Below are 26,539 nucleotides of genomic sequence, written 5' to 3' on the forward strand. Positions count from 1 at the left end.
GAAGAGCGGGCCCGCGGGAAGAAGATCGAGAACCGGATTCCAGAGGGTGAGATCGTTTCTTCTACCCTCGACGACCGTTGCATAAAGCAAACCGAACGTCTCGGCGTCCCCCTCGACCACGAGCGCGGCGTTCTCCTCGACAGTGGCGAGGATGTTCGCGATGTGCTCGTCGAGAACCGATCGGTCCGCGGGACGGTTCCGCGCGGCCTCCGCCGCGATGGTGGCGAGCAAAAGGAGCGCGGCGACCCCCGACGTCCTTCTCCCGGAACGCGCGAGAAAGAACGCCGCCGGCAGGAGGAGAAGCATCAACGCGGGAAGGAAATAGGCCTCCGGATCGTGGATCCTGTACCCGAGAATGAACGCGAGCGTGACGAGGGAACCCCCGAGAACGAGGAGGAAGAGGTCTCGCCGCTCCCGGTAGAGAAACCGAAGCCCGATCGCGGCGGCGATCCAGACGAGCGGCGGGACTTCCCCGCCGAGCCCCGCAAGCCGCGCGAGCGGATCCTCCGCCGGTCCCCCCGCTTGGAGATACCCCCAGTAGTTTCGGCCCACGACGTGCGCGAGGAAGCGCGGCGCCGACGAGGGGTCCCCCCAGTTCCAGAGGGGCGCGAGAGCGGCGCGCACGGGGAGGATCGCGTACGGCGTGAGGCCGATCCAGAAGAGCGGCTTCGAGAGGAAGACGATACGCCTGGAGGGATGCGCGACCGCGAGAAGGTGGATCGCGAGAACGGGGAGCAAGAGGAGGAACCCGAGGTGGTTCGTGAGCGCGAGCCCCCAGAGATAGGCGGAAAGGAGGACGCGTCTCGGGTCCCTCCTTTCCGGAAGGACATAAAGTATCAGCGCGAGGAAAAGAGCCCCGAGCGCGTAGACCTCGGCCGAGGTCGACTCTAGCCAAAACGTTCGGGAGGTCGCGAGCGCCGCCGAGACGAGAACGGCCGCGCGCACCGAGCCGGTTCGGCGGAGAACCCACGCGCCGAAGAGCCCGACCGCCGCCGCTCCCGCGAGAGCGGCGAAGAAGTTCATCCGCGCGGCGACCGATCCGATCGGAACGAGGGTGAACAAGCGCCCGATCGACGTGTAGAGCGGATACCCGGGCGGGTGCGGCACCCCGAAGACGCGCGCCGCGACCGTGAGCTCAGGGCCGTCCCCCGGCTGAACCGTCGGGGCGAGCGTGAAAAGATAGAGAACGAGCGCCGCCGCGAAGAGGGAGATCCCAACGAGACGGACATTCGCTCGGTCAGTGGACGTATCCAAGGGACCTCAGCTTCTCCAGCATCCTCTCGTCGAACGGGCTCTCGATCGGCGCCTCGTCCCCGAGCGCGCCCTTCTCCCAGCTCTCCACGAAACGCACAGGATGATCGCGGAGGAAATCGGCTCGAAACACCCCCTCGGGGACCGTCCCGTCCATGTCCGCTCCGAGAGGAAGCCCCGCGGCGGCGAGGACGATCGCGGCCACGTCCTCGGGACGGACCGGCTCCTCGAGCGTCCCCCTCCGGAACGGCCCGCCGCCCGCGAAGAGGATCCCCCTTTCGCCGTGCCAGAACGGCATCTCGGTCCACCGGTCGTCTCCCACGTGAAGAATCATTCCCGGCGGGTACGTGCGGAAGCCGTGGTCGGAGACGACGAGGACGGCGTCCCTCTCGAGATCGACCCGTTCCAGAACGAGCCCGAGCGCGCGATCGGCGAGGCGGTAGGTCTCCGCCACCATCGGGCCGAACGTGTCGACGACGGCCCGAGGAGGGGGCGCCAGCGGCGCGGGGAGCCCCTCCATCGAGCCGCCGAACCGCTCGGTTTCGTAATATCGATGAAACATCCATAGCTTATGTGGAAAGAAGTCGGTCGCCTCCAGATAGAACGTGAAGAAACGCGGCTTCCTCTCGTCGAAGAGGGCGAAGGCGGCGTTCAGATAGGCGAGGTCCTTTTCGAGATAGTGCCGGAGCGCCGGATCGAGCCGGTCCGCGTTCGGGAAGTCGGCCGTCTTGAAGAAGCGCTTCTCGCGGGCCGCATCGACCGCTTCCCCGTCGATTCCCTCCGGGAAGGTCCGCATCCCGATCGTGTCCCACTCCGCCCCGGGGCTCCACTCCTTCTCGTACTCCTCGGTCGGGGGCCAGGTGTAGTTCGTGAGAAGAAAGCCGTTCACCGGCCGCGCGGGCCACGTGACCCAATGGCCGACGACCCCGACCGTGATCCCCGACTCGCCGAGAATGTCCCACACCGTCCGCCGCCGAATCAGGTTCGAGGTGACCGGCACCCTCTTTCCTTCCGAGCCGACCGGAAGGGTGAAGCTCTCGATTCCGTGAGCTTCCGGGCCGAAGCCCGTGAAGATCGACGTCCAGATCCTCGGGGAGAAGAGAGGCTCGTCCGCGAGAAGATCCGCCGCGAACCCCGCCTCGAGCAGGCGATCGAAGTTGGGGAGCTCCCCCCTCGCGCGGAGGGCAGCGACGACCTCCGGATCGGCCGCGTCCACCCCGAACACGACGATCCGCTCCGGAAGGGACCGGTCCGGCGCGCCGCACCCGGCTGCTGCGAAGGAGAGGAGAACGAAAGCAACCGCCTCGCGCATTCCGTTTCCGTTCGCATCGCGCGGGGCCCGCGGGTCGGTCCGCGCGATCGGTTCATGAATGAATGATCAGTAGTACCCGAGCGCGCGGAGCTTCTCGCGGATCTCCGCCTCCACCGTGAGATCGCCGGTCTGAAACCCCGGGTCCCTCTCGCGAATCCACTCGAGGAGAGAGCGCTCCATCTCCGCTGCGCGCTTCGGATCGAGGCCGATGACGTTGCGGGTTTCGCTCGGGTCCTCCCAGAGATCGTAGAGCTCCTTCCGATCCCGGAAGGGGGTCACGATGTACTTCCAGCGCTCGTCCCGGACCGCCTTCGCCTTGTACTTGTTCTGGTATTCCGTTTCCGGCTCGATGCTCCACGGCTTGCTCGCCTCGGAGAACACGACGCGCGGGGCGATCGGCCCGCGCGCGGCCGGAAGCAGGCTCTCCCCCTCGAAGATCGAGGGGATCGGGAGGCCCGCCGCCTCGAGGAGGGTCGGCGCGAGATCGAGAAGGCGGACCGGCGCCTCTTCGATCCTCGGCTCCCGGACGATCGAGGGTCCGTGCAGGATGAGCGGAACGTCCACCGCGCTCGCCCAGAGATACTCGCCGTGATCGAAGAAGTACATGTGCTCGCCGAACCCCTCTCCGTGGTCTCCCGCGATCACGAGGAGAAGCCCCTCGCGTCTCCCCTTGGGAACCGCTTCGAGAAGACGCTCGAGCCATCGATCGACGAACGCGATCTCGCCGTCGTACGCCGCGAAGAAGGCGTCTCGGTCCGAGGGGCGAAGCGGGGCGAGGCCGGACCGGATTCTCTTCAGATCCTCGAGGCTCGTCGTGCGGTACGCCCCTTCCGGCACGCGCCGGATCGAGCCGTACGGCGGCGGCGGATCGTACGGCCAGTGCGGATCGAAATAGTGAACCCAGAGAAAGAACGGCTCCTCCCCAGCGGCCCCGAGCCACTCGCTCGCGTACCTCGTGACCGTGGAGGCGCGCCTCTCGAGCTGGCCGCCGTCCGGGGTTTCGTCCGTGATGTCGTCGTAGACCGAGAAGCCCCGGTCGAGCCCGAACGTCCGGTGAAGCGAGAAGGCCGAGACGAACGCGCCCGTGCGGAACCCTCTCTCCCGGAAAATCTGCGCGATCGTGCGGACATCCTCGGGCACGCGGAACCCGTTCCTCGGCACCCGGTGCGTGCGGGGGTAGAGAGAAGAGAGGATCGTCGTGTGCGAGGAGAGGGTCGTCGGGATCTCGGCGATGCAGTTCGTGAACAGGACCCCCTCGGCGGCGGTCCGATCGAGAAACGGGGTCGAGGCTTCCGCGTTCCCGTAGCAGCCGATCCGGTCGGATCGGCAGGTGTCGATCGTGACGAGGAGGATCCCGTCGACGAGGGGGGGCGGGTTCTTTCCCCCGCAGGCGAGAAAGAGCAAGACCGTGACGACAACGAGCGACCTCTGCACCTGCGAACCCCTTTCCGCGGCAGCCGCCCGCGAGTGTAGCACACCCCCCTTCGTTGACGCTCTCCGCGACCGCGGGTAGATTGATAGCGAAGGCTCCGTTCGACGTCTATAAGGTCGGACGATCTCTCCGACGGGGCGAAACCCGCTCGATGCACGCGCTTTCGGTCCCGGACGCGCAACTTCTTCGCGCGCGGCGCGCCCCGTCCGAGCCAAGGAGGTGGATCCGATGAACCGCACCCCGATCCCGGACCGCAGAGCCCGAGCGGCCCCGGCGCCCCGAGCCGGCCTTCTTGTCTTGTCACTTCTTCTCTCCGCGTCGGTTGTCTTCGCGTCCCTTCCGCTCCGCGAGATCCCGGAAGGCGCGTACAGGCCGGGGGATACGGGGGACGCGCTCCTCCTCGTCCGGGTCGGCTCGATCGACGACCTTTGGGAGTTCGTCGAGGCGTGGGAGGCGGCCGGGGCCCGGTTCCCGCATGTCTACCCGCCGAACCTCCTCATCGGGGATGTCCCTGAGTCGATCGAGAGGAAGATCCGCGCGGACGAACGCCTTATCGAGCTGCATCGGAAGCCGGCCGCGGTCTCGGTCGGGAAGACGACCTCGGAACAAAGGCTCCTCGTCGATTCCTGGAACCGCGAGCTCGTGCAGGAACCGCCCGAACCGTCCAAGATGCCCGTGGAGTTCGGGGATCTCCTCCTCGGGCCCGCCTGGATCCCGCCGGAGGATGCCTCCCCCGGCAAGCACGAGGGCGGGCTCGTTCGGATGTACGGGAGCGCGTTCGGAGCGACAATGATCCAGTCCTCCGAGCTCCTCTTGGGGAAGGTCGCGGTCGCGATCGTCCTCCCCGACGGCCCAGGGACCACTTACTCGGACACCGAGATCTCCGTCGTCTACGCGAAGGCGCGGGGGGCGATGGACTTCTTCTCGGCGAACGTCGAGTATCCGGGAGTGCGCTTCGTCTACGATCTCAGGCGGCGCGTCCCGACCTCCCACAACTTCCAGACCACCCCTCCCCATCTCCACCAGAAGGAGTGGGTCGAGGAGGTCATGGACGCGCTCGGGTACGATCTCTATGTCAAGGGGACCGACTTCGGGCCGGTCTACCAATACTTGGACAGCTTGCGGATCCGGATGCGGTGCGAGTGGGGCGCCTGTCTCTTCATCCCCAAAGTTTCGTACTTCGCCGGCGCGGGGTACACGGCGTACGCGTACCTCGGCGGGCCGTTCCTCGTCGTCCCGTCCGGCATCAACGGGAAGGTCACCCCGCACGGAAGCGGAAGCATGGATCTTTCGCATCTCATCATTCATGAGTTCGCGCATCTCTTCTGGGCGCTCGACGAGTACCCGGCGGGGGGAACCTCCTCGCCGTGCCACGCAACATCGGGATACCTCGCGATCCGAAACAGAAACAGCCTGAACTGGGATTACACGTGCGAGCGGCACGTGGCCTGCTGCATGGACGTTCCCGCCCCCTTCATCTGCCGGTTCACGCTCGGCCAAATGGGAATCTGGGATTCGGAAGATCCCCCGGACGGGATCCCCGACGTGCTCGATACGCACCCGTTCGTTTACGCCGACACGCTTCCGGACACGGTCGTGGTCATCGACCCGCTGATCCACGGCATCGCCGCCGAGATCCCGGTGGTCAACCGGGCGTACGGCGGCGGGAGCGGCGCGGGAAAGGGGGCGGAGGTCGCCGGAGCCCGCCCCGATATCACCTTCAACTCGATCGAGCACGTGATTTACCGGATCGACGAGATGGCGGACGAGGAAGGGAATCCGATTTGGTTCTACGCCGATCCGGAAGGGGGATGGGGAGGCGACTCGACGCGCGTGCACTTCGCGTTCCGCCCCTACGGCCTCACCGGAGGACCGCACACGATCCGAATCAAGGCGGTCAACACGGTGGGGAACGTTTCGACCTGGGGGGAGAACCGGCAGGGGATCTTCGTGAAGGCGATCGCGCTCCGCGATTTCGCCGCGGCGCCCGACTACGACGGGCGCGTTCGAGTTTCCTACAAGATCGAAGGGATCGCGTTCGGCGCGTCCGCCACGCTCTATCGCCGCGCGGAAGGCGGAACCGACGAGCGGATCTTCACGCACACGCTCGCGGACGACTCCGAGATGGTCCTCTTCGACGAGCACCCGAGACCCGGTGAGCGATATCATTATCGTCTCGAGGCTCGCGCGCTCGGCGCGAGCTGGGAGTGGGAAGCGGACGTCATCTCCCCGGCGCGCATCGCCCCCGGCGAACATGTCTCGCAGATCACGCCGAATCCGTTCCGCTCGAGCACGATGATCTCGATCAAGGTGCCCCGCGGCGATCCGACCCACCGCCTGGGAGGGGGCGGAGGAAAGCCGGGGCCGAACCCGCCCAACCCGTACAACCCGAACACGGGCGCGGCGCCGCAGCTCGAGGCGGGATCGCAGAGCCGCTACAAGATCGTGCGGGTCGAGATCGACATCTTCGACGTGGCCGGACGCCTGGTACGCAGCTTCCCGCCGATCCACTCCTACGAGGGCTTCTATTCGGAGCCGTACGTGTGGGACGGCACGGACGACTCGGGGCGGAGGGTTCCGCAAGGAGTCTATTTCGCTCGCATGAAGGCGGGGGACCACGTCGAGGAGACTAGGAAGATCGTCTTCATCCGCTAAACAGTCGAAAGGTTCGTATGCGAAGCGCCGGGGGGTCTTCCCCCGGCGCTTCTTCGGCGCGGAACGATCCCCGCGCGGACTCTACCTCGTCCGGATGAGGCGGCGGTTCCTCCGATAGATGAAGAAACCGACGACAGCGAGAACGACGATCGTCACCAGAACCCGCAAGCCGCCGAAGGTAGACCCGCCGATCTCGCTCGCGGAGCGAAGCCAGTTCCGATAGTCGACCATCCCCGCCTTCCGATCGTCCTGGTCCCAGGAGTCGAGGATCTCCTCGAGCGCCGCCGGATAGCCGAGGCGGTCCATCGTCGAGGTGATCGCCGGGCCCCAGTAGTTGTAGCGGGCGTTGATCTCGTTTCTCGACTGATTGCCGACGGCGAGATACGTGTTCTTGAGGAAGCTGTTCCCGTGGGCGCGGCTCCCTCCGATCACCGGAACTCGCTTCTTGCCGACGATCAGAATCGCGGCGTTTCCCGACTCTCGGAACTCGTTTCGGTAGATCTTCGCCGCCGACCCGCGCGCGAGGATTCCGTACTGGGCGCTTCGGAGGAAGAGGTTCTCCTCCACCAGAATCGGCGACCCCTGAAGACGAAGCGCGTCGAAGCAATCGACGAACTCGCTTCTCCGAAGAACCCCTTCGGACGAGTCGATCCGAGCCCCCGCTCCCCCGACGAACCGGCAATCTTCGATCGCGATCCGTCTCTTGGTCGCGATGACCGAGAAGACGTGCGGAGCGTCCGTCCGATCGAACGTGATCCCGCGGAGAAGAAGCTTCTCCCCCTCTCCCTCCGCGAACACGATCGGATCCTCGACCCGAAGCCCCCGCACGATCGTCGAGTCCCGTCCCCCTTTCCCCACGAGGGAGAAGGCGACTCCCGGAGGAGGCTTGATGGAAGCCGTGTACTCCCCCGGAAGAAGCACGATCCGCCCGCCGTCTTCGAGGCGCAAGACGGCGTCCTCGATCGTCGGAACCTCCGAGGGGACGACGAGGTCGGCCGCCTCCGGCGAAGAGGAAGCAAGGAACGCGAGCATGAGAGCCGAACCGAACCATCGAAACATAAAGGAACTCCCTCGCTTTCGCGCGACGATGGGGAACCTCGGCGCAAGAGTATCACGGCGCCGAAGGCTTGTCCAACGCCAGAAGGGCCTCCGCGAGGCTCGGCTCCTCCGGGAGGCGCGCCGCCGCCCCGCGAAGCGCCGCGCGCGCTTCCTCCTCCCTTCCCGAGGCGGCGAGATGCTCTGCGAGAAGGAGGACCGGCCCCGGCATCTCCGGGGAGATCCGCACGCCGGCTCGGAGCTCCTCCTCGCCTTCGGCCGCGCGCCCCATGCGGACGAGGCAGAACCCCAGGTTCGCGTGAACCCTCCCGTCGCGAATTCCGGAGCGAAGAAACGCGCGGTACTCCTCGGCCGCCTCCTCGTAGCGGCCTTCTCCCTGCAGGAGCTGCGCGACGTTGACCCGAAGCCCGGGGTGCCGCGGATCGATCGCGATCCCCCGGCGGTACGTTTCTTCCGCCTCGCGCGCTCTCCCCTCGGCGGCGAGCGTGAGGGCGAGGTTGTTGTGCGCCTCGGGATTGGACGGGGAGAGCTCGATCGACCGCCGAAACGACGCGATCGCCCCCTCGCGATCCTCGAGCGCGCGAAGCGCGACCCCGAGGTCGTGGTGCAGGTCGCTCGACCCGGGCCGGAGACGAGTCGCCTCGCGGAAACGCTCGGCCGCCCCCGCGGCGTCTCCGCGCTCGAGCAGCGAAACCCCCTCTCCCTGATAGCCGAGCGACCAATCGATGGGCCCCACGGCCCCGAAGTCGTGGTTCAGCAAGAACACAAGCAGCAAGAGAAGCGCGGCCCCGGGAAGAACGCGCGCGCGCCGCCGTCTCAAACCCGCGCCGAGACGGAGAAGCCCGCTCGCCGCGAAGAGAAGAAGGACGGGAAGAAGGGGCATCCGATAGCGCGAGCAGACGAAGAAGAGCACGATGGAGAGGGAATACGCCGCGAGAAAGAAGAGAAGCAGGAGCTTCCTCCGATCCCATCGCGCGAACACCATCCCGACGATCGCCAGCGGCATGATGAGCCCGTAACAAAGAGGGAGGGCGCGAAAGGGGCGCGAATACCGCGCGGCGAAATCGATGATGTAGTTGTTCGAGAGCTCCGCTCCGTGAAACAGAAGATACGACTTCTTGAGAAAGAGGAGCGCCGCCTCGCGAGGGTTCTCCCGGATGAACGCCTTTCCGCGTTCGTACCAGTACGCGGAGACCTCGGAGTCCTTCGCCTTCCTTCCGAGCGCCCGCGCGGCGAGAAGACGCGAGTCCTCGATCCCGCCCTTCCAGTCCTTTCGGATCCCCGGCGCGGTGGCGCTCCATCCGTCTGCTCCCGGATGGTTTCCAAGATAGAAGTTGATCCCTCCCTGCGAGGCGATCCACACGCGATCGTTCCCCTCGCGGAGGTTCCTCACGGTGATCGGAGCGAGAACGAGAACGGCTCCGAGCGCCGCCAGAAGCGACGGCGCCGCGACGCTCGCGAGGAGGTTCTCCCGGCGATGAAGAAGAAGCCAGAGCGGGATCGCAGGGGCGAAGAGAAGGATGTTCGGCCGGGCCGCCGCCGAGAGCCCGAGAAGAAGACCGGCGGCGAACCAGAGCCGAAGGCTCCGCCTCTCCTCCGCCTCAAGAAGGAGCGTGAGCAGGATCAAGTTGAGAAAGACGGCGAACGGCTCGATCTTGAGCTCCCCGTCGAAGAAGAGAAGGATCGGGTAGAGGAGCGCGAGGGAGAGCGCGAGAAGCGCGGTCCCCTTCCCGAACACTTTGCGCCCGATTCGGTATGCCAGGTAAAGGGAGAGGACGCCGAGAACCGCCTGGACATACCGCGGGTGGCGCGGATCCCCTCCCCCGATTGCATAGACGGCCGCGAGAAAGTACGGATAGGCGGGCGCCCGAAAGAAAGGCTCCCCGTCGGTGATCGGCTCTCCGCGCACGATCGAGCGGGCCCACTCGTCGTGGTACCCGGGGTCCATCACGGGCCGATCGAAAATCGGCGAGGCCTGCATGTCGAAGGTATGGAGAAAACGGAGAAAGAGACCGATAAGGAGAAGGGCGGCGAGACAAACGCCGAGGAGGCGGGACGCGGGGTTGGGTGAGCGCATGGTTTTCTAACCTATTCACCTGGAATCGGTTACGCCATGCATCCTAGCAGGCTCGGAGGCCGGAGGCAAGCGAAATGGGAATCGCGGGCGGGCATCCGTTCAGGGTTGACACGGGAGGCCCGCGCGTGCTAGTATGATGCCCAGTAACGGGTTGGATCGCATTCCCCTTGACTCGTTTTTCGGGGCGTGCTACAATCAGACCCGTCGCGAGATATGGTTCTTTGAAAACGAGGTGTTTGTTCCCTGTACGCTTCCCAGGCAAGAACCTCAAGACCCACGAGGAGGTGATTGCAGGAGAGAGACCACAACCGGTTGGAAAGTGTCTCAACAGTTAGGGAGGTTTCACAGCACATGAAGAAGCTACTTTTGGTCGGTCTTCTGGCGCTGGCCATGGCGGTCGCCGCGTTTGCGGACATTCCGAACCGCGACAAGACCGCGGTTCAGGAAGCGATCACGCCTCATGGCGGCGGCGGAGCGACCGGTGCGTGCTCGATCGTTTACTACAACCTCTGCTCGCGCTGGCTCTGGGTTTGGTCCGGCTGGAGCCCAGGCGATGAGATCGGTGTCGTGTTCGATCTTCCCTTGGACTGCGGAAAGCTGCCGGGCGAAGAGTGCTTGAACACGGGCTTCTGGTGGTACTGGCGCTACACGACCCCGGGTTGGGGCTACACGGTCCACTACGACGTGTACGACATCGACGCCGCCTACTGCAAGATCGGCGGATCCCTCGGGACGAGCGCGTCCCAGGACCCGGTCGAGCGCTGGAACTTCCATCCGGCTCTCGGCACGGCGATCACCAGCGACCTCGGTGGGATTCTCGCGACGTGGGACAAGGGCGGCCTGCCCTACGCGGGAACGGACAACAACTACAAGAACGCTGCGGCTCCGGGTCTCTGCCCGGGCTATGCGCCGGGTCCGATCCGCTCGTTCATTTGGCTTCCCGCCGCTGTGTGCCCGACGTACTACTTCGGTGACGGCATGGGCCCGGTTCAGCTCCTCATGGACGCCGGGTTCGACTGCCAGCCGACTGCGACCGAGGATGCGTCCTGGACCGGCGTGAAGAGCCTCTTCCGGTAGTTCGTACCGAAGGCTCGAGCGGTCCATCGGATCGTTCGCCGGCCGGCTCGAAAGAGCCGGCCGGTTCCTTTTTGGGCGAAGGATTCCCCGCGTCCGGCCGAGACGGCCTTGCCGGATGCGTTCCCACCGACTAGAATGGCCGCATGGCGCGGCGAGCGGTTCTCCTCTTCCTTCTCGCGTTCCTCGCGTGCGGCGTCGAGCCGCCGCACAGGGGACCGAACTTTCTTCTCGTCACGATCGACACGCTTCGAAAGGACGCGGTCGGATGCTATGGGTCTGCGGAGGCGCGCACCCCCGTCCTGGATCGTCTCGCCCGTGAAGGAGTTTTCTTCGCGAACGCGTCGTGCCAAGTCCCGACCACGCTCCCCTCGCACGCCACGATCTTCACGGGACGCTACCCGGCCGAGCACCGATCGCGCCACAACGGGATGCCGCTCGCGCCCGAGGAGACCACTCTCGCCGAGAGGCTCTCCGCGCGCGGCTATCGGACCGCAGGGTTCGCCGCGAGCCGCGTGCTCGCGGGCGCCTTCGAGATCGACCAAGGCTTCGAGACGTACGACGACGTTTGGGAGAGCCGCGAGGAAGGCATCCAAGGCCGCCTCCAGCGCAGGGCGGACAGCGTCACCGCGTCCTTCCTCCGCTGGTTCGAGACGCTCGATACAGGCGATCCTTTCTTCGCGTGGGTCCACTTCTACGATCCGCACGTCCCCTACGATCCGCCCGCGCCGTTCGCGGAGGCGGCGGGCGGAGCCTACGCGGGGGAGGCCGCGTACGCGGACCGCCATCTCGGGATCGTGATCGACGCGCTCGAACGAAAGGGGCTCCTCGAGAAGACCGTCGTGGTCGTCCTCTCCGATCACGGCGAGGGTCTCGGAGAGCACGGCGAGAGCGAGCACGGCCTTCTTCTCTACGAGACCACGCTCGCGATTCCTTGGGTTCTTCGCGTGCCCGGCGGACCGCGGGATCGGATCGCGACCCTCCCCGCCGAGACGATCGATCTTCTTCCCACCGTGGCCGCGCTCCTCGGGATCGCGCCCGACCCGGAGTGGCCCGGCCGGGATCTTCTCCCGCTTCTCGACGAACCGGAGGAAGACGGGCGCCCGGTCTGGTCCGAGTCGCTTTACGGGAACCTTGGCTACGGATGGGCCCCTCTTCGCGCGGTTCGCCTCGGGGACTGGAAGGTCGTTCGCGGGAGATGGGACGAGCTCTTCGATCTCGCGTCCGACCCGAAGGAGACGAGAAACCTCGCCGCCTCCCGGCCGGAGATCGCGCGCGAGCTCGGGGCGCGGATTGACGCGCGCGCGGCGGACGAGCCCTCCCCCTCGGACGGCGCTCCGGACCTCACGATGGAGCAGAGAGAGATGCTCGAGAGCCTCGGCTACATCGCTCCACGAACCCACGGCCCGGCGGGAGAGGATCTCCCCGACCCGAGGGACCGCTACAGCGCCCACGAGCTCCTCGCTCGAAGCCAAATCCGGACCCTGGAGGGGCGCCCCGACCTCGCCCGGATGGACATCGAGGAGGCGCTTCGGATCGATCCGAAAAATGTGTACGCGCTGCAGCGTCTTGCCTCATACTCCCACGAGCTCGGCGAGCGCGACGAGGAGAAGCGGCTCTATCTGGAGATCCTGTCGATCGATCCGCTTCATCCCTCGGCCTGGAACAACCTGGGAGCGCTCGCGGAAATGGAGGGGGACCTGGACAGCGCGCTCCGTTGCTACGAGAGGTCCCTTCAAGGGAGCCCGAATTTTGCCGATCCTTATGTTAACCGCGGGAACGTCTACTTCGCCCGGGGAAACCTCCGGGAAGCGCTCGGGGAGTACAGCACGGCTCTCCGCTTGAACCCGGGATCGGCGATCGCCCATTATGGGAAGGCAAGGGTGTACGATGCCTGGGGGGATCTCGAGAAGACTGTTCTCGAGCTGAAGCTCGCCCTCCGCGTGGACCCGTCGTTTCGAGAGGCGAACGAGTGGCTTCGCGCGCTCGAGGCGAGCGCATCGCCCGGCCGCGCGAACGCCGGAAGTGACATCCAATGAAACAAGCGAGATGGCTTCTGATCGCGCCCCTCTTCCTTCTGATCGGCTGCGCGAGCCGCGTCGACCCGCCCCTCGCCGATCCGACCGAGGACTCTCCCCCTGCGAACGACGAGACGGTCTTCGAGGAAGCGGAGGGGTTGTATCTCCACGGGCTCGATCTCTATCGCTCGGGGCGCTGGGACGCGGCCGAGAGGTCGTTCGAGAAGGCGCTCCGCGTCCTCGCCGAGGGGCCGGCCGGCGAATTCCAGGAGGAAGAGACCCGCCGGGCGGCGCGCCTCCTCCACGCGAAGGCCCTGTACTATCGCGACCGTTCCGCCGGGAAGTACGAAGAAGAAGGGCCGCTCCCGCCTCCCCCCGCCGACAAGCCGGTGGTCGGGGTTCCCGACACGACGAACGGCGCGGTGGAGCGGTGGGTCGAGTACTTCGCGGGTCGCGCGCAGAAGACCTTCGCCCGCTGGCTCGAACGATCGGGGCGCTACGAGGCGATGATGCAGAAGATCCTGGAAGAGGAAAACCTCCCGGCGGATCTCTACTACGTCGCGCTCATCGAGAGCGGGCTCAATCCTCACGCCTACTCCCGCTCGCACGCGGTCGGGATGTGGCAGTTCATCAAGGGGACCGGCCGCCTCTACGACCTCCAAGCGGATTACTGGCTCGATGAGCGAAGAGACCCGGAGCTCTCCGGCCGTGCGGCTGCTCGACACCTCAAGGATCTCTACGAGACTTTCGGAGATTGGTATCTCGCGCTCGCGGCGTACAACTGCGGAGAGGGGCGCGTCCTCCGCGAGATCGCGCGCTCGGGAACGCACGATTACTGGAAGCTGAGCCGCCTCCCGAAGGAGACGCGCGAGTACGTCCCCAAGTTCCTCGCGGCGCGCCGGGTGGCGCAGCATCCGGAGAAGTACGGGTTCCGCGTGGTCCCCGATCCGCCTCTTCGCTACGAGACGATCCGCGTGTACGAGACCACGAGCCTCGGCGCCGTGGCGGATTGCGCGGGCGCCTCGCTCCGCGAGATCGAGGACCTGAACCCCGCGATCCGCAAGTCGGTGACCCCTCCCTCGCGCGCGAGCATGGAGCTCCGGCTCCCTCCCGGGACCTCCGACCGCGTAAGGGAGTGCATCCAGTCGATGCCGATCGGGGAGCGCGTCGCCTGGGAAGAGTATCGGGTGCGGAAGGGGGACGTTCTCTCGGCGATCGCGCGGCGGTTCGGCACAACGGTCTCCGCCATCGAGGAGATGAACAGCCTGAAGAACCACCGGCTCCGCGTCGGGCAGACGCTGCTCGTCCCCCATGCGGTGCAGACTCGCGTCGCCTCTCATCATGCAGAAGCGAAGGCCGAGAAGCCCGCGCCTTCCGGCGACCGGTTGGCGTATCGCTACTCGGTCCGGAAGGGGGACACGCTCTCCAAGCTCTCGCGGCTCTTCGCGGTGAGCGTCTCCGAGATCCAAGAGTGGAACAACCTCGACTCGCCGCGCCATCTGCGCGCGGGGGATCCGCTCGTTCTCTTCCTGCCGAGCATCGTGGCCGAGAACTTCGGGCTCTCGCCCCACGGAGAGGCGGGGAAGATCTACTACACCGTGAAGCGCGGGGACACGCTGAACTCGATCGGACGGCGGCACGGCGTCTCCGCGGCGGACCTCGCCCGCTGGAACGGGATCGGCCTCAAGGCTACGATCCATCCGGGCGACCGCATCGTTATCCTGAAGGGGAAGGATTCGTAGAAGGCGAGCGCCCTCGATCCGTCCGCCGTCCGACCGCGGCCCGGCTCATCCGCCCTCGCGCGTCCCCGAGAAGCGGATCGAGGCTCCCATCGACGGGACCCACTCCTTGTCCCGATCCCTCTCGACCCGAACGAAGAAACGCCGCGCCGCGCGCGGATGAACGCGCACCTCGAGCGCGGGAAGATCGAGCGTCGTCACTTCACCCGTCAAGAACTCCGTCCCGTGCGGGACGGCCCCCTCGCGGGGATCGTCGATCGAGCCCTCCCCCTCCCGCCGGTGCTCGTGCTCGAGGAGAACCTCCCACGATCTCCCGCGCCGTACGGAGAGGCGAAGGAGGATCCGGTCCGCGTCCGGGCCGATCATGTGGCCGAGAAGCGCGCGCCCGTGCGTGTAGCGGTTCCACGGCATCTCGTGGCCGTAGACCCAATTGTGGACGCGCACGTACTCCGCGTCGAAGAAGACCCCCTCGAGTCGCGGGATCTCCTTCGCCCGCGCGCCGATGAGAAACCCGATCTGGTTCGGCTCGGTCGTCCGGTCGTACTGGAAGTCGTCGACGAGAAGTTCTCCGAAGAGGTCGAGCGTTGGGTGGGCGCGGAGATACGCGTCGATGCTCCAGAGCACATTGTCGTCCCCGTCGTTGTTCCAATCGATCGCGTAGTAGACCATGAGCGGGTTCGCGTACTCCCAATCGAAGGCCCGGTTCTTCCCGCCGTACACGACGGTCTCGGAGAGGGCGAGGCGCGCCAGGCTCCCAAGACGGAGCGAGAGGCGATGCCCGGAGAGGTAGCGCCGCGCGGACTCCCCTTTCTCCTCGATCGGAAGATCGTCGAGCGCGGCGACGAACGCGTGCGCGGTGAGCGGCCCCCAGCGGACATCGGCTCCGATCTGGTCGAGCGGCGGAGCGGCGCCCTGGAGAAGGAGCGCGCCGGAGAGCCCGTTCCCCCACGCGACCGGGCGTCTTCCCGCGGTCGCACGGACGCGGGGAAGCCGAAACGCCGCGTAGGCGTGCGTGAAGTGTCCCGTGATCCCCTCCTTCCATTCGCTTCCGAGGAAGGAGGGATCGTCGGCGGCCCGCGTGTCGATCCGGACGCGCTGGTGCCAAAACACATGAGGGTTCAAGCGAACGGCGAGGTCTCCGTGGAGGACCGCGCGCGCCGCGCCCCTTCGGCGATCGCGCCCTTCGATCGCGAACGTCCCCTTCGCCGAGACCGCGCTCCGCTCTCCTCTTCCCTCCGCGAGAGAGACGATCTCTGGAGCGAGCTCGTCGGCAAGCTCTTCGAGAAGACCGCGGAGCGCCGGGGAGACGGAGCCGCCGGCCGCGAGCTGTCGGCGCTCCGCGACCTCGCGCGCGAGCGCGCCGCGCGTCATCGGAAGGGTCCACGGGTCGAGCTCGGTGAAGGGCGCGAGGGAGTGCGCCCTCCGCGCCGCCTCGACCGTCCACTCGTCGACCGGGATCGCCTCCTCCTCGAGCGCGCCGGCCCCGCCCGCGAGAAGAAGAAGGAAGGTCACGAGGAGCCGCGCGGCCCGGACGCACGGGCGGCGGCGATCGCGGAGACCTCGCGCGCTCCCGCCCCGAGGAGCGCCCGCGCGAGCTCCTCCGCGGTCGCCCCGGTCGTCCACACGTCGTCGACGATGAGGATTCGTTTCCCGCGCACCGCCGAGGGATCCCGGACGCGGAAGACCCCCCGCACGTTCTTCCTCCGCCCCTCGGGGGAGAGTTTCGTTTGCGAGCGCGACCTGCCGACGCGCCGGACCGCACGCTCCGCGACCGGAATCCCGAGAAGGCGCGAGATGTGCCGCGCGAGAACAGCGGACTGATTGAAGCCCCTCTCCGCCGCGCGCGCGCGCGTCAAGGGGACCGGGACGAGAAGATCCGCGCGCATGAGCGCCGGGTCCGAGACGATCGTCCCCGCCATTCCCCGGGCGAGCCTCTCCCCGAGAAGGATGAAACCTCCATACTTGAATCGATGAAGGATCTCGCCGAGCGTCTCGTTCCAAACGTTCGCACTCCTCGCGCGGACGACCGGTCCGCACTCCTCTTCCGTAGGGCCGTCACCGCCCTGAGAAATCGGCCATCGATCGCGGCGTCTCGCGCGCTCCCAGCAGGTCTCGCAGACGAGTCGCTCCTCTTCCCCAAGCCTCTCACCGCACCGGAGACAGAGCGGCGGAAAAAGAAAATCGAGAACCGCCTTCCACACTCCCCATCCCTCCCCCGAAGCGGAACCCGCTTCTCTTCATCGTTCGCTCTCCCCATCGGGCGGCGCGGAGAGCTCTCCGCGCGCCCGCCCGCGCATCGAAGAGGAACGCCCTCTCTCTCTCTGCCCTCGCGTCCCCGCCGTGGCGAGAAGACCCCGCTCCATCACCGAGAAAGGCGGGGTCTTTCCGAACCAGAGACGGAACGACTCCCTCCCCTGCGCGATCAGCATCCCCGAACCTTCCTCGGCGGGAACGCCGTACGACCGGGCGAGCGCGACGAGCCGCGTCCCGCGCGGGCGCACGACGAGATCGAGAACCCCTTTCGCTTTCCGCACGACCCGCGCGGAGAGGGGAAGAGGATCGCCCGGCTCCATGCCGAGGGGGGTCGCGTTCACGAGAAGATCCGCCTCCGCCTCCTCCCTCCGGTCCCACGGGATCGCCCGGCCGACCGTCTCCCCCCCCAAGCTCTCCACCATCTTCTTCCCGAGCGCGAGCTTCCGACTGGCCACGAGGATCTCCTCGAAGCCCTCTTCCTTGAGAACGAAGAGCGCCGCGCGCGCCGCGCCCCCCTTGCCGAGAAGAAGCGCGGTCTTCATCCCGCGCGCGCGGACGCGCCGAAGCGCCTCGCGGAACCCGAGCACGTCGGTGTTCTCCCCTTCGAGCGCCTCCCCGCGGAGCACCACCGTGTTCACCGCCCCCGTGCGGGCGGCCTCGTCTCCGAGTCGGTCGAGAAAGGGGAGGATCGCCTCCTTGTGCGGAATCGTCACGTTGAGGCCGAGCATCCCGAGCGCGCGCACCGCGTCCACCGCCCTCCCGAGGCTCTCTCGCGTCACTTGAAACGCGAAATAGTGAGCATTCAGACGATAATGCTCGAGCGCGGCGTTCTGGATCGCGGGGGAGAGGCTCCGGGCGACCGGATCACCGATGACGCCGAGGACGCGCGTTTCGGAATCGATCATCTCCTTCGACCCCTCCACCAGAAGAGGACCGCGGAGAAGAGGAAGAGAAGGACGCTGAGAAGCTGGTTCCATGTCCAAACGGCGCCGCCGATGCCGACGGTGGAGACGTCCTCGTAATAGCGGATCCGGTCGAGGAAGAACCGCGAGATGCCGTACAGCCCGACGAGAAGAAGGAAGAGGCGGCCCTCTCCGCCGAGCGGCCGCGCCGCGGGCTTCCCCACCTCCCCCGCGATGCGGGAAGGCGGACGCCCGACGCGTTCCGCGGCGAGCAGAACGAGGAAGAGAGCGAAACCGACGAGGGATTCGTAGATCTGCGCCGGGTGGAGCGGCACGCCGTAGAACTCGGATCCCGCCGCCGAGTGGGGCGGAAAGCGAACGCCCCATCCGGATGCGGCCGGGACTCCGAAGCAGCATCCGTTGAGGAAGCAACCAATCCGCGTGATGCCGAGGCCGAGCGCGACGGAGGGGGCGACGATGTCGCTCACCTTCCAGAAGGGCATCCGGCGGAACCGCATGTAGACGGCCGAGGCGGTGATCGCGCCGAGGAGCCCGCCGTACATCGTGAGGCCCCCGAGCCACACCTCGACCACGCTCCAGGGATGCGCGGCGAACTCCTCCCAGTAGGGGATCACGTAGAGCACGCGCGCGCCGACGACCGAGGCCGCGAGGATCACGAGGGAGAGATCGGTTATGCGGGACGGGTCGACGCCGCGGGCCCTCCCGCGCCGCACCGCGAGGATAATCCCGATCGCGAAGGAGAGAGCGATGAGCACGCCGTAGGACCGGATCGTAATAGAATCGATGATCGGAAGAGGACCGATCTTGCAAACGATCGGGAACATCGCGGCTCTCCTTCCCCGGCTAGCAGCGGCCCGACTTGATCTGCCTCGGTCCTCGCACGCCCCGGGCCGGCACGCGCGGGAGGGTCCGGGAGGGGAAGCGCTCTTCCCCTCCCGGTAGGGCCCGCGGGGAGGGCCAGGCGCTTGCGGCCCGAAGGGCCCTCAGCAAGCGGCGGGGCCTTCCCCGCGAAGTGCCGCTCCCGAACCGTCTGCCAAAGACAGTTGGAGCGGCACTAGCGGCGTCTTCGGAGCCCCACCCCGAGGACGACGCCGATCGCGAAAAGGGTCGTGGTCATCGAAGAGCCTCCGTACGAGAGAAGCGGGAGAGGCAGCCCGGTCACCGGGACGAGCCCGAGGGTCATCCCGACGTTCACCACGACCTGGAACGAAAGATACCCGAAAAACCCGATGACGAGAAGGGACGCGAAGCGGTCCCGCGTCCGCGAGGCCGCGAGAAGGATGCGCCCGAGAACGACCGCGTAGAGAACGACAAGGATGACGCAGCCGAGGAACCCGAACTCCTCCCCCACCACCGAAAAGATGAAGTCCGTATGCTGCTCGGGAAGGAACGAGAGCCCCTTCTGCGTTCCCTCCAGGAAGCCCTTTCCCGCGAGCCCGCCCGAGCCGATCGCCACCTCCGATTGGATGATCTGATAACCTGCACCGAGCGGATCGTGGCTCGGATCGAGAAACGTGAGGATCCGGTCCTTCTGATAGTCCTTCAGACTGTTCCATAGGAGAGGCCCCGCAAGACCGACCAGCATGTTGAAACCGAGCGTCGCGCCGGCGAAGACGAGCGAGGCCCGCATGAGAAGGAGGATCGCGAGAAGGATGAAGAGGAAGAGGATCCAAGCGGGAAGATGAGAGGAGGCGAGGATCCCGACCGCGGGCGAGAGGAGAAAGAGAAGGGCGCGTTCGGGAAGTCCGGCCCAGAAGAGCATCGGGACCAGGATCGCGCCGAAAACCAGGGCGGTCCCAAGGTCCGGCTGGCGGAGAACGAGGATGAACGGCGCGCCCGCGACGAGCGCCGGAACGAGGAAATGGCGCATCCCGAGCTTCTCGGGAGGCCGGTTCGAGAGAACGCGCGCCATGATGAGCACGAGCGCCACCTTGGCGAGCTCCGACGGCTGAAAGCGGATCGGTCCGATGGAAAGCCAGCTCTCTACCCCCGTCCCCGGACGAAGGAGAAGGAGAACGAGCATTGCGAGGGAGAGTACGTACGCGGGGATCGCGAGGAAGTCGAGCGCGTCGAGCGACCGGTGCGCGAGGAGAAAGCCGGCCGCGAGGAGAACGATCCCGATCGCGACCCATCCGAGCTGGCGGATGTGGTACGAGGCCTCCCCGCCCGACGTGCGGCTCGCGCTGTAAAGCGCGAATAAGCCGATGATGAGAAGGAAAACCGTGCTTCCGAGAAGGGTCCAGTCAAAAGCGCGAAGGACAAGCCGTTGGGTCGCGCGCATCGTCTACGTCTTCTCCCGCTCGAAATAGTACCGGAGGAGATCCCCCGCGAGAGGGGCCGCAACCGCCCCTCCGTGACCGGCGTTCTCGATGATGACCGCAAGGACGATGCGCGGCCGGTTCGCGGGGGCCCACGCGACGAACCACGCGTGGTCCTCGCCGTGCGGGTTCTGCGCGGTTCCGGTCTTCCCGGCGGACGGGACGCCCGGCACGCGCGCCGCGCGCCCGGTCCCCCGCTCCCCTTCCACGACGCGGATGAGCCCCTCGCGCACCGGGCGGAGGATCTCCTCGGGAAGCGGGACCGGTCTCGACGCGGAGACCGCGCGCCGCGGCTCTTTCCCCTCCGCTCCGGCCGCATGGTGGAGAAGGTGCGGCTCGACGATCCTCCCGGTCGCGAGCGCCGCGTAGAGGCGCGCGATCTGAAGGGGCGTCGTGAGGATCTCCCCCTGGCCGATCGAGTGGTTCAGGAGGGCGCCCCCTCCCCATCCGGACTTTCCGTATCGTTCATTCATGTATCGAGTATCAGGAATGAGCCCCGCCTTCTCTCCGGGAAGGTCGATCCCCGTCCGGGCGCCGAGCCCGAACACGCGGGCGGCGGCGGCGAAGCGATCGAGATCGAGCCTGGCTCCGACTTGGTAGAAATACACGTCGCACGACTGCTCGATCGCGCCGCGCATCGAGAGCGCCCCGTGCCCTTCCGGTTTCCAGCAGCGGAACGCGCGCCGCCCGTACTGCCACGCCCCGAAGCAGGGGAGGAGGACGGTCTCCGGACCGACGACGCGCTGTTCGATCCCTTCGATCGCGGTGATCGGCTTGTAGACCGATCCTGGAGGAAACGCGGATTGGATCGATCGATTGAGAAGCGGGTGGAGGGGATGCCCGCTCAGCGAATCCCACGCGGCCGCCGGGACGGCGACCGAGAAGAGGTTCGGGTCGAACGAAGGGGAACAGGCGAGAAGAAGGACCTCGCCGTCTTCCGGATCGAGGGCGACGATGGTCCCCGCTTCGTGCCCGGCGAGAAGCGATTCGGCGCGCTCTTGCAGTCCCCAGTCGAGGGTGATGACGAGGTCCTCTCCCGGGATCGGCTCCTCCTCGCGCAAGGTTCCGAGCCGCCTCCCGTGCGCATCCTCCTGCACGTAGCGAAACCCGTCCCGCCCCCGCAGCCTCTCGTCGTAGGCGCTCTCGAGACCGGCGCGCCCGACGCGCGCCCCGGGGCGAAGAGCCCCTCCCTTCGTCTCATCCACCTCCCGGTCCGAGATCTCCCCGACATACCCGAGCACGTGGGCGGCGGCCGGACCTCCCGGATACACGCGCACCGGCTCCGTCAGGATGAGCACGCCGGGGAGATCGAGCGCGTGCTCCTCGACGATGCTCACGACGGTGAGATCCACGTCCGGGACGATCGCCCGCGGCTCGTGCGGCCGCGCGTACCCTTTCGCGGCCCGCTCCCGAAGCTGGTCGCGGTCGGCGCCGATGAGATCGGCGAGATGATCGACCACCGCGAGGTTCCTCCGGATCTCGAACGGGACGACCGCCACGCTGAACGAGGGACGATTGTCCGCGTAGAGCATCCCGTCGCGCCCGATGATCCGCCCACGAAGCGCCGTGACCCGCTCGGGGCGGATCCGGTTCTCCTCGGCGTGCGCGCGGTACTTCCCCGAAACGAGCACCTGCATCTGGAAGAGACGCCCGAGGAGAACGATGAACGCGAGGAGGAGAAGCGCGCCGAGCACGCCCGCTCGAAACGGGATCTTGGGATCCGCGCGCTCGGTCACGCCGCCACCTCCCGGCGGCCCGCGCGGCGCCGCGCGCGAAGGGTCTCGTGAAAGAGGACTCCGAGCGCCCCGGTCGCGAGGCCGGCGGGGAGAGCACGGAACACGAGACGCTCCGCGAGAACCCACCCGCCCTTCTCTTCCACGAGAAGACCAAGCCCCCCCGCGAGGTCGTGCGCGAGCACCGCCCCCGCCAAGATCAGGAAGAGCCCCGGGGCGCTCTCGCCCACGACCTGCCGGTGCGCCCACGAAGAGAAGGCGCCGGCCGCCGCCAGGGGGAGAAGGTCCGTCCCGACCGTTTGGAGCGAGACCAGATCGCGGAAAAGGCCGGCGGCGAGCCCGAAGAGAACGCCTTCCATCACGCCGCGGCGCGCCGATCGGAGGACGACATAAAGAACAAAAAGATCGATAGATGAAGCGATTCCGACCGGAAGGACCCCGAGCAGGATCTCGCCCGCGCGGAGCGAGATGAGAATGAGAAGAAAGCGAACGAAGCGGAGGACGGCGATTCTTCCCTTCACAGCCGCGGCTCCTCCACCGGCAGCGGGACCGTGTCCGCCGCCGCGGAGTCCGCCCCCGCGGAATCCCCTCCGGCCGGCTCCTCCGGGGGCGGGATCTCCTCGAAGTATCCCTGCTCGAGAAAGTCGTCCGCCCCGGCTTCCGGCGGTCCCGCGAGCGGACCCTCGAGAACCACGTAGACTTCTTCGAGAAGCGAGAAGTCGACCTCCGGCGCGATCCACACTTCCTGGAAGACGTGGCTTCGACCCGGGACGGCCGCGCGCACCGTCCCGAGGGGAAGACCGGGCGGGAAGACGCCGCCGAGCCCCGAGGTGACGATCCGGTCCCCCGGCTCCACGCTCGCGGAGTTCGGCACGTGCAGGAGACGAAAGCCGCGCCGCGGCTGCCAGGCGAGGATTCCGACGCCCCGCGTCCGATCGACCACCGCGCTCACGCGAACGTCCGGGTTCCGGAGCGTGCGGACCGAGGCGGACCGGCCGAGCACGATCTCGACCCGCCCCACGAGCCCGCGATGGTTGATCACCGCCATCCCTTCCCGCACGCCGTCCGCGCTCCCCTTGTCGATCTTCCACGTCTCGGCGGAACGCCCCGCGCTTCTCGTCTGCACCCTCGAGGGGAGGAGGCGGAAGGGCGTCTCCTGCAGGAAGCCGAGCAAGCGCCGGAGCCGCCGGTTCTCGTAGCGGTATTCTTTAAGATGAAAGTTTTCGATGGCGAGCTCCGTGGCGACTCGCCGGAGCTCCTCGTTCCGGCTCTGGAGGGATCCGAACGAGCGCGCGTCGCCGATCAGGTTCTCGAGCGGAGAGAGGATCCGGTCGGAGACGTCGCGGACCGGACCGATCGGAGACCGGCGCGCGAGCGCGAGCAGCCCGAGGAGAACGACGGCGACGACGATCGGCCAAAGAGTATCGCGGGGACGAACGCGCATGCGGCTCTACTTCATCAGAACCTTCTCGTAGTTCTCCGGTTCGTCGAGGATCTTCCCCGTGCCGAGAACGACCGCCGTGAGCGGGTCCTCGACGAGATTGATCGGGAGGTTCGTCTCCTCGCGGAGAAGCTTGTCCAGCCCGCGAAGGAGGGCGCCCCCGCCCGTCACCACGATCCCTCGATCCACGATGTCCGCCGCGAGCTCGGGAGGGGTGTTCTCCAGAGAACGGCGGACCGCGTCCACGATCGCCGCGATCGGCTCCTGCATCGCGTCGCGCACCTGGCTCGAGCGGATGACCGTGGTCTTGGGAACCCCGGAGACGAGATCGCGACCCTTGATCTCCATCTCCTCCTCGGCGCCGAGATCGTACGCCGTGCCGATGCGGATCTTGATCTGCTCCGCCGTCTGGTCCCCGATGAGGAGGTTGAAGGTCCGCTTGACGAAGTGGATGATCGCCTCGTCCAACTTGTCTCCGCCGACGCGGATCGAGGTCGAGGTGACGATCCCGTAGAGCGCGATCACGGCGATCTCCGTCGTCCCCCCGCCAATGTCGATCACCATGTTCCCGGCCGGCTTGTTGATCGGGAGGCCGACCCCGATCGCCGCGGCGACCGGTTCGGTGACGAGATACACCTCGCGCGCCCCCGCGGCGGCGGCGGAGTCGCGCACGGCCCGCTTCTCGACCTCGGTGATCCCGGAGGGGACCGCGATCATGATGCGAGGCCGGATGAAGAGCCGCCTCTTCTGTACCTTCTGAATGAACTCGCGCAGGAGCGACTCCGCCGTCTCGAAATCGGCGATCACCCCTTCCTTGAGGGGGCGGATCGCGACGATCTCTCCCGGCGTGCGGCCGAGCATCCCCTTCGCCTCTTTCCCGACCGCGATCACGCGGCCGGTCGCCTTGTCGAGGGCGGCGACGGAGGGCTCGTTCAGAACGATCCCGCGCCCCTTGACGTAGATGAGCGTGTTGGCGGTCCCGAGATCGATCGAAATGTCGTTCGTGAAGTAGCCGAGGAACGTGTCGAGGAACATGGCACCCTCGCGCGGCGGGTTAGAGATAGCCCATCTCGCGCAGGCTTTCGAACCTTCCGTCTCCGATGATGACGTGGTCGAGCACGTCGATTCCGATCACGCGCCCCGCCTCGGCGAAGCGCTCGGTGATCTCGATATCCTCCCGGCTCGGCGTCGGCACGCCCGTGGGGTGGTTGTGAACGAGGATGATCGAGGCGGCGCTCCTCACGATCGCGGCCTTGAGCCCCTCGCGCGGATGGATCAACGACGCCGTCAGCGTTCCGATCGAGACGATCTCCACGCCGATCACCCGATTCTTCGCATCTAAAAGAAGTACCCGGAACTCCTCGCGGTCGAGACTCCGCATCTCGTCCATGAGGAGGTGCGCGGCGTCCTTCGGCGAGCGGATCGGGTACGGATCCTCCTTGCGGAAGCGCACCACCCGCCGTCCGAGCTCGACGGCCGCCAGAAGGCGCGCCGCCTTGCCCGTCCCCACCCCGGGCACCCCCACGAGCGGCTCGGCTCCGGAGAGCGCGAGCGCGCGGAGGTTTCCGAGCCGCGCCAAGAGATCCGCCGCGACGTCGAGCGCGCTTCGCCCCGGCCTTCCCGATCCGAGCAGGATCGCGATCAGCTCCCGGTCGGCGAGCGCCGACGCGCCCTTCTGCAACATCCTCTCCCGCGGCAACTCGGACCGCGGGAGAGAGGACAAGGCTCCGCTCTCCCCCTTCATCCCCACCTCCCCCTTTCCGGGAGAGCGAGCCCCGCCGCGCCGGCGAATCTAGCAGAAAGCGCTTCGTTCGTCCAAAGTTTTTGCCCGGAAACGCCACGCGACGGCGGAAGAAGGACCTCGCACCTCGCGATCCTCGGCCGCAGCAGGAAACGCGTGCCTCTTCCAGGCTACGCGGCGAACGCGGCGAGGGAGAGCCGGTCGAGGCGCGCGACGAGGAACGCCTGCACGACGCGCGGATCGAACTGCGCTCCGGATCCCGCGAGGATCTGCCGCACCGCGTGGCGATGCCCGGCCGCGGATCGATACGGGCGGTCGCTCGTGATCGCGTCGTACGCGTCGGCGACCGCGAGGATCCTCGCGAGGAGCGGGATCTCCTCCCCCGCGAGCGCTCCCGGATACCCCTTCCCGTCGTAACGCTCGTGGTGATGGCGCACCATGCCGACCACCTCGGGATCCGCCGGATACTCCTCGACGATCCTTGAACCCCAAACGGTATGCCCGCGCATCTCGCCCCGCTCCGCCTCGTCGAGAGGTCCGCCCTTCCGGAGAAGAGGAGCGCGGATCCGGATCTTGCCGACGTCGTGCACCCAGCCACCGAGGCGGAGAAGTCGAGTTTGCACCGAGTCGAGCTCGAGCGCTTCGCCGATCTTGGCCGCGTAGAGGCCGACGCGGAACGAGTGCTCGCGCGCCGAGGGATCGCGACGGGCGAGCTCCACGAACACCGGGTTCAGCCGCCGGAGGAGAGCCCGGTGGCGCTCCTCCATCGTCTCTTCCTCGCGCGCCCCCACCCATCCGCCGGACGGCCCCTTCTCCCCCCCGGGCGATGCGAGCTTCCCCCGCACCGCCTGCAGGAAGAGAGCCCACCGGTGACAGTGGTCTTCGGTCGTGCCGAGCCCGGGCGCGAAGGGGATCACCGTCCGGGACCGGCGCTCGGAGGAGGCCGGGAGGCCGTCCGCGCCTCTCAAGTACCCGACCAGAAAGCGGGCGCTCCCCCCGTTCAGCGCCGGGAGCGCGCCTCCCAAGTCCGCGTGCACCTCGATCGGGATGCCGAGCCGCCTCGCCTTGAGCCGGAGCCAATCCGCGACCTCCGGCCTCGGCTCGATCGCCACGATCCCCACGCTCCCGACCCTCCTCACGTAACTTCGGAAAAAACACACCGTATCATTTGCAACCAAATAGGTTACCGCGCGAAATCTACCCGAGACCCGGACTGGGCGTCAAGCCTTTTCTCGAGAATCAGAGAATCGTAAGGGAAGCGTCCCCTGAGACTGAACCCTGAGACTGTACCAGGTACAATCCGCAAGAGGTGTGCCAGGTAGGTAGCTCCCAATCGACCGCGTTGCCTCTCTGTGGACACGGGCGCCGCTTCGTTGTAGAGTCTTCCGCATGCGCTCCGAACCCTCTCGCTCCTCATCGGCCGATCTCGAGCGGCTCCGCATTCGGGACGAGACCCGCCGTCGAAAGAAGAGGCGGGGGCGGTGGCTCCTCGCGGGCGTCGGGGTCGTCGTCCTCC

At 67.1% G+C, this 26,539-nt stretch carries 20 protein-coding genes; 4 read left to right on the plus strand and 16 right to left on the minus strand.

Annotation, left to right across the window (positions count from 1 at the left end):
* The 3 genes from FJY73_08700 to FJY73_08710 form a co-directional block, all read right to left on the minus strand.
* On the minus strand, positions 1 to 1,254 hold a 1,254-nt coding region (locus FJY73_08700), incomplete at its 3' end, for a DUF2723 domain-containing protein (protein MBM3320737.1).
* Positions 1,238 to 2,563 (minus strand): alkaline phosphatase family protein, encoded by a 1,326-nt coding sequence (locus FJY73_08705; GenBank protein MBM3320738.1) that lies wholly within the window; start codon positions 2,561 to 2,563, stop codon positions 1,238 to 1,240. The genes FJY73_08700 and FJY73_08705, both read right to left, overlap by 17 nt.
* Positions 2,564 to 2,629: 66 nt before the next feature.
* Positions 2,630 to 3,997 (minus strand): sulfatase, encoded by a 1,368-nt coding sequence (locus FJY73_08710; GenBank protein ID MBM3320739.1) that lies wholly within the window; start codon positions 3,995 to 3,997, stop codon positions 2,630 to 2,632.
* Between the two features lie 226 nt (positions 3,998 to 4,223).
* On the opposite strand from FJY73_08710, the gene FJY73_08715 reads away from it, so the two are divergent.
* Positions 4,224 to 6,650 carry a hypothetical protein gene (locus tag FJY73_08715; protein ID MBM3320740.1) on the plus strand — a complete coding sequence of 809 codons (2,427 nt, stop codon included), beginning with the start codon at positions 4,224 to 4,226 and terminating at the stop codon, positions 6,648 to 6,650.
* A gap of 81 nt (positions 6,651 to 6,731) precedes the next feature.
* Here FJY73_08715 and FJY73_08720 read toward each other — a convergent pair whose 3' ends face one another.
* Both FJY73_08720 and FJY73_08725 read right to left on the minus strand, forming a co-directional pair.
* Entirely contained in the window at positions 6,732 to 7,709 is a 978-nt protein-coding gene (locus FJY73_08720; GenBank protein ID MBM3320741.1) for a right-handed parallel beta-helix repeat-containing protein, read from the minus strand.
* A 52-nt stretch (positions 7,710 to 7,761) separates the two neighbouring features.
* Positions 7,762 to 9,783, minus strand: a complete 2,022-nt coding sequence (locus FJY73_08725) for a glycosyltransferase family 39 protein (GenBank protein MBM3320742.1) — start codon at positions 9,781 to 9,783, stop codon at positions 7,762 to 7,764.
* A 351-nt stretch (positions 9,784 to 10,134) separates the two neighbouring features.
* Between FJY73_08725 and FJY73_08730 the strand changes: the two genes are divergently transcribed.
* The 3 genes from FJY73_08730 to FJY73_08740 all read left to right on the plus strand — a co-directional run bounded on the left by FJY73_08730 (position 10,135) and on the right by FJY73_08740 (position 14,617).
* Entirely contained in the window at positions 10,135 to 10,860 is a 726-nt protein-coding gene (locus tag FJY73_08730) for a hypothetical protein (protein ID MBM3320743.1), read from the plus strand.
* Between the two features lie 143 nt (positions 10,861 to 11,003).
* A complete protein-coding gene (locus FJY73_08735) occupies positions 11,004 to 12,896 on the plus strand; it encodes a sulfatase-like hydrolase/transferase (protein ID MBM3320744.1) in 1,893 nt (630 codons plus the stop codon).
* Positions 12,893 to 14,617, plus strand: a complete 1,725-nt coding sequence (locus FJY73_08740) for a LysM peptidoglycan-binding domain-containing protein (GenBank protein ID MBM3320745.1) — start codon at positions 12,893 to 12,895, stop codon at positions 14,615 to 14,617. The genes FJY73_08735 and FJY73_08740 overlap by 4 nt, the downstream gene beginning before the upstream one ends.
* 45 nt (positions 14,618 to 14,662) lie before the next feature.
* On the opposite strand, the gene FJY73_08745 is transcribed toward FJY73_08740, so the two are convergent.
* From FJY73_08745 to FJY73_08795, 11 genes are all read right to left on the minus strand, one after another.
* On the minus strand, positions 14,663 to 16,126 hold the full coding sequence (locus tag FJY73_08745; protein MBM3320746.1) for a hypothetical protein: 1,464 nt from the start codon (positions 16,124 to 16,126) through the stop codon (positions 14,663 to 14,665).
* Entirely contained in the window at positions 16,123 to 16,815 is a 693-nt protein-coding gene (locus tag FJY73_08750; GenBank protein ID MBM3320747.1) for a ComF family protein, read from the minus strand. The genes FJY73_08745 and FJY73_08750 overlap by 4 nt, the downstream gene beginning before the upstream one ends.
* Positions 16,816 to 16,851: 36 nt before the next feature.
* Positions 16,852 to 17,772 carry a shikimate dehydrogenase gene (gene aroE / locus FJY73_08755; protein MBM3320748.1) on the minus strand — a complete coding sequence of 307 codons (921 nt, stop codon included), beginning with the start codon at positions 17,770 to 17,772 and terminating at the stop codon, positions 16,852 to 16,854.
* Positions 17,769 to 18,614 carry a prolipoprotein diacylglyceryl transferase gene (gene lgt / locus FJY73_08760; protein ID MBM3320749.1) on the minus strand — a complete coding sequence of 282 codons (846 nt, stop codon included), beginning with the start codon at positions 18,612 to 18,614 and terminating at the stop codon, positions 17,769 to 17,771. The genes aroE and lgt overlap by 4 nt, the downstream gene beginning before the upstream one ends.
* Before the next feature lie 230 nt (positions 18,615 to 18,844).
* Complete coding sequence (rodA, locus tag FJY73_08765; protein MBM3320750.1) at positions 18,845 to 20,071, minus strand: rod shape-determining protein RodA; 1,227 nt, start codon at positions 20,069 to 20,071, stop codon at positions 18,845 to 18,847.
* A 3-nt stretch (positions 20,072 to 20,074) separates the two neighbouring features.
* The gene (gene mrdA / locus FJY73_08770) at positions 20,075 to 21,844 is read right to left on the minus strand and encodes a penicillin-binding protein 2 (protein ID MBM3320751.1); all 1,770 of its coding nucleotides are present in this window, start codon (positions 21,842 to 21,844) and stop codon (positions 20,075 to 20,077) included.
* Positions 21,841 to 22,362 carry a hypothetical protein gene (locus tag FJY73_08775; protein MBM3320752.1) on the minus strand — a complete coding sequence of 174 codons (522 nt, stop codon included), beginning with the start codon at positions 22,360 to 22,362 and terminating at the stop codon, positions 21,841 to 21,843. Before FJY73_08775 ends, mrdA begins: the two co-directional genes overlap by 4 nt.
* Complete coding sequence (gene mreC / locus FJY73_08780; GenBank protein MBM3320753.1) at positions 22,359 to 23,285, minus strand: rod shape-determining protein MreC; 927 nt, start codon at positions 23,283 to 23,285, stop codon at positions 22,359 to 22,361. The genes FJY73_08775 and mreC overlap by 4 nt, the downstream gene beginning before the upstream one ends.
* A 6-nt stretch (positions 23,286 to 23,291) precedes the next feature.
* On the minus strand, positions 23,292 to 24,317 hold the full coding sequence (locus FJY73_08785) for a rod shape-determining protein (GenBank protein MBM3320754.1): 1,026 nt from the start codon (positions 24,315 to 24,317) through the stop codon (positions 23,292 to 23,294).
* A 19-nt stretch (positions 24,318 to 24,336) separates the two neighbouring features.
* Positions 24,337 to 25,026, minus strand: coding sequence for a DNA repair protein RadC (gene radC, locus FJY73_08790; GenBank protein ID MBM3320755.1), 690 nt, complete (start codon positions 25,024 to 25,026; stop codon positions 24,337 to 24,339).
* Positions 25,027 to 25,193: 167 nt separating this feature from the next.
* Positions 25,194 to 26,144, minus strand: a complete 951-nt coding sequence (locus FJY73_08795; GenBank protein MBM3320756.1) for an HD-GYP domain-containing protein — start codon at positions 26,142 to 26,144, stop codon at positions 25,194 to 25,196.
* Positions 26,145 to 26,539 lie beyond the last annotated feature (395 nt).

Source organism: Candidatus Eisenbacteria bacterium (assembly GCA_016867715.1).
Taxonomy (GTDB): domain Bacteria; phylum Orphanbacterota; class Orphanbacteria; order Orphanbacterales; family Orphanbacteraceae; genus VGIW01.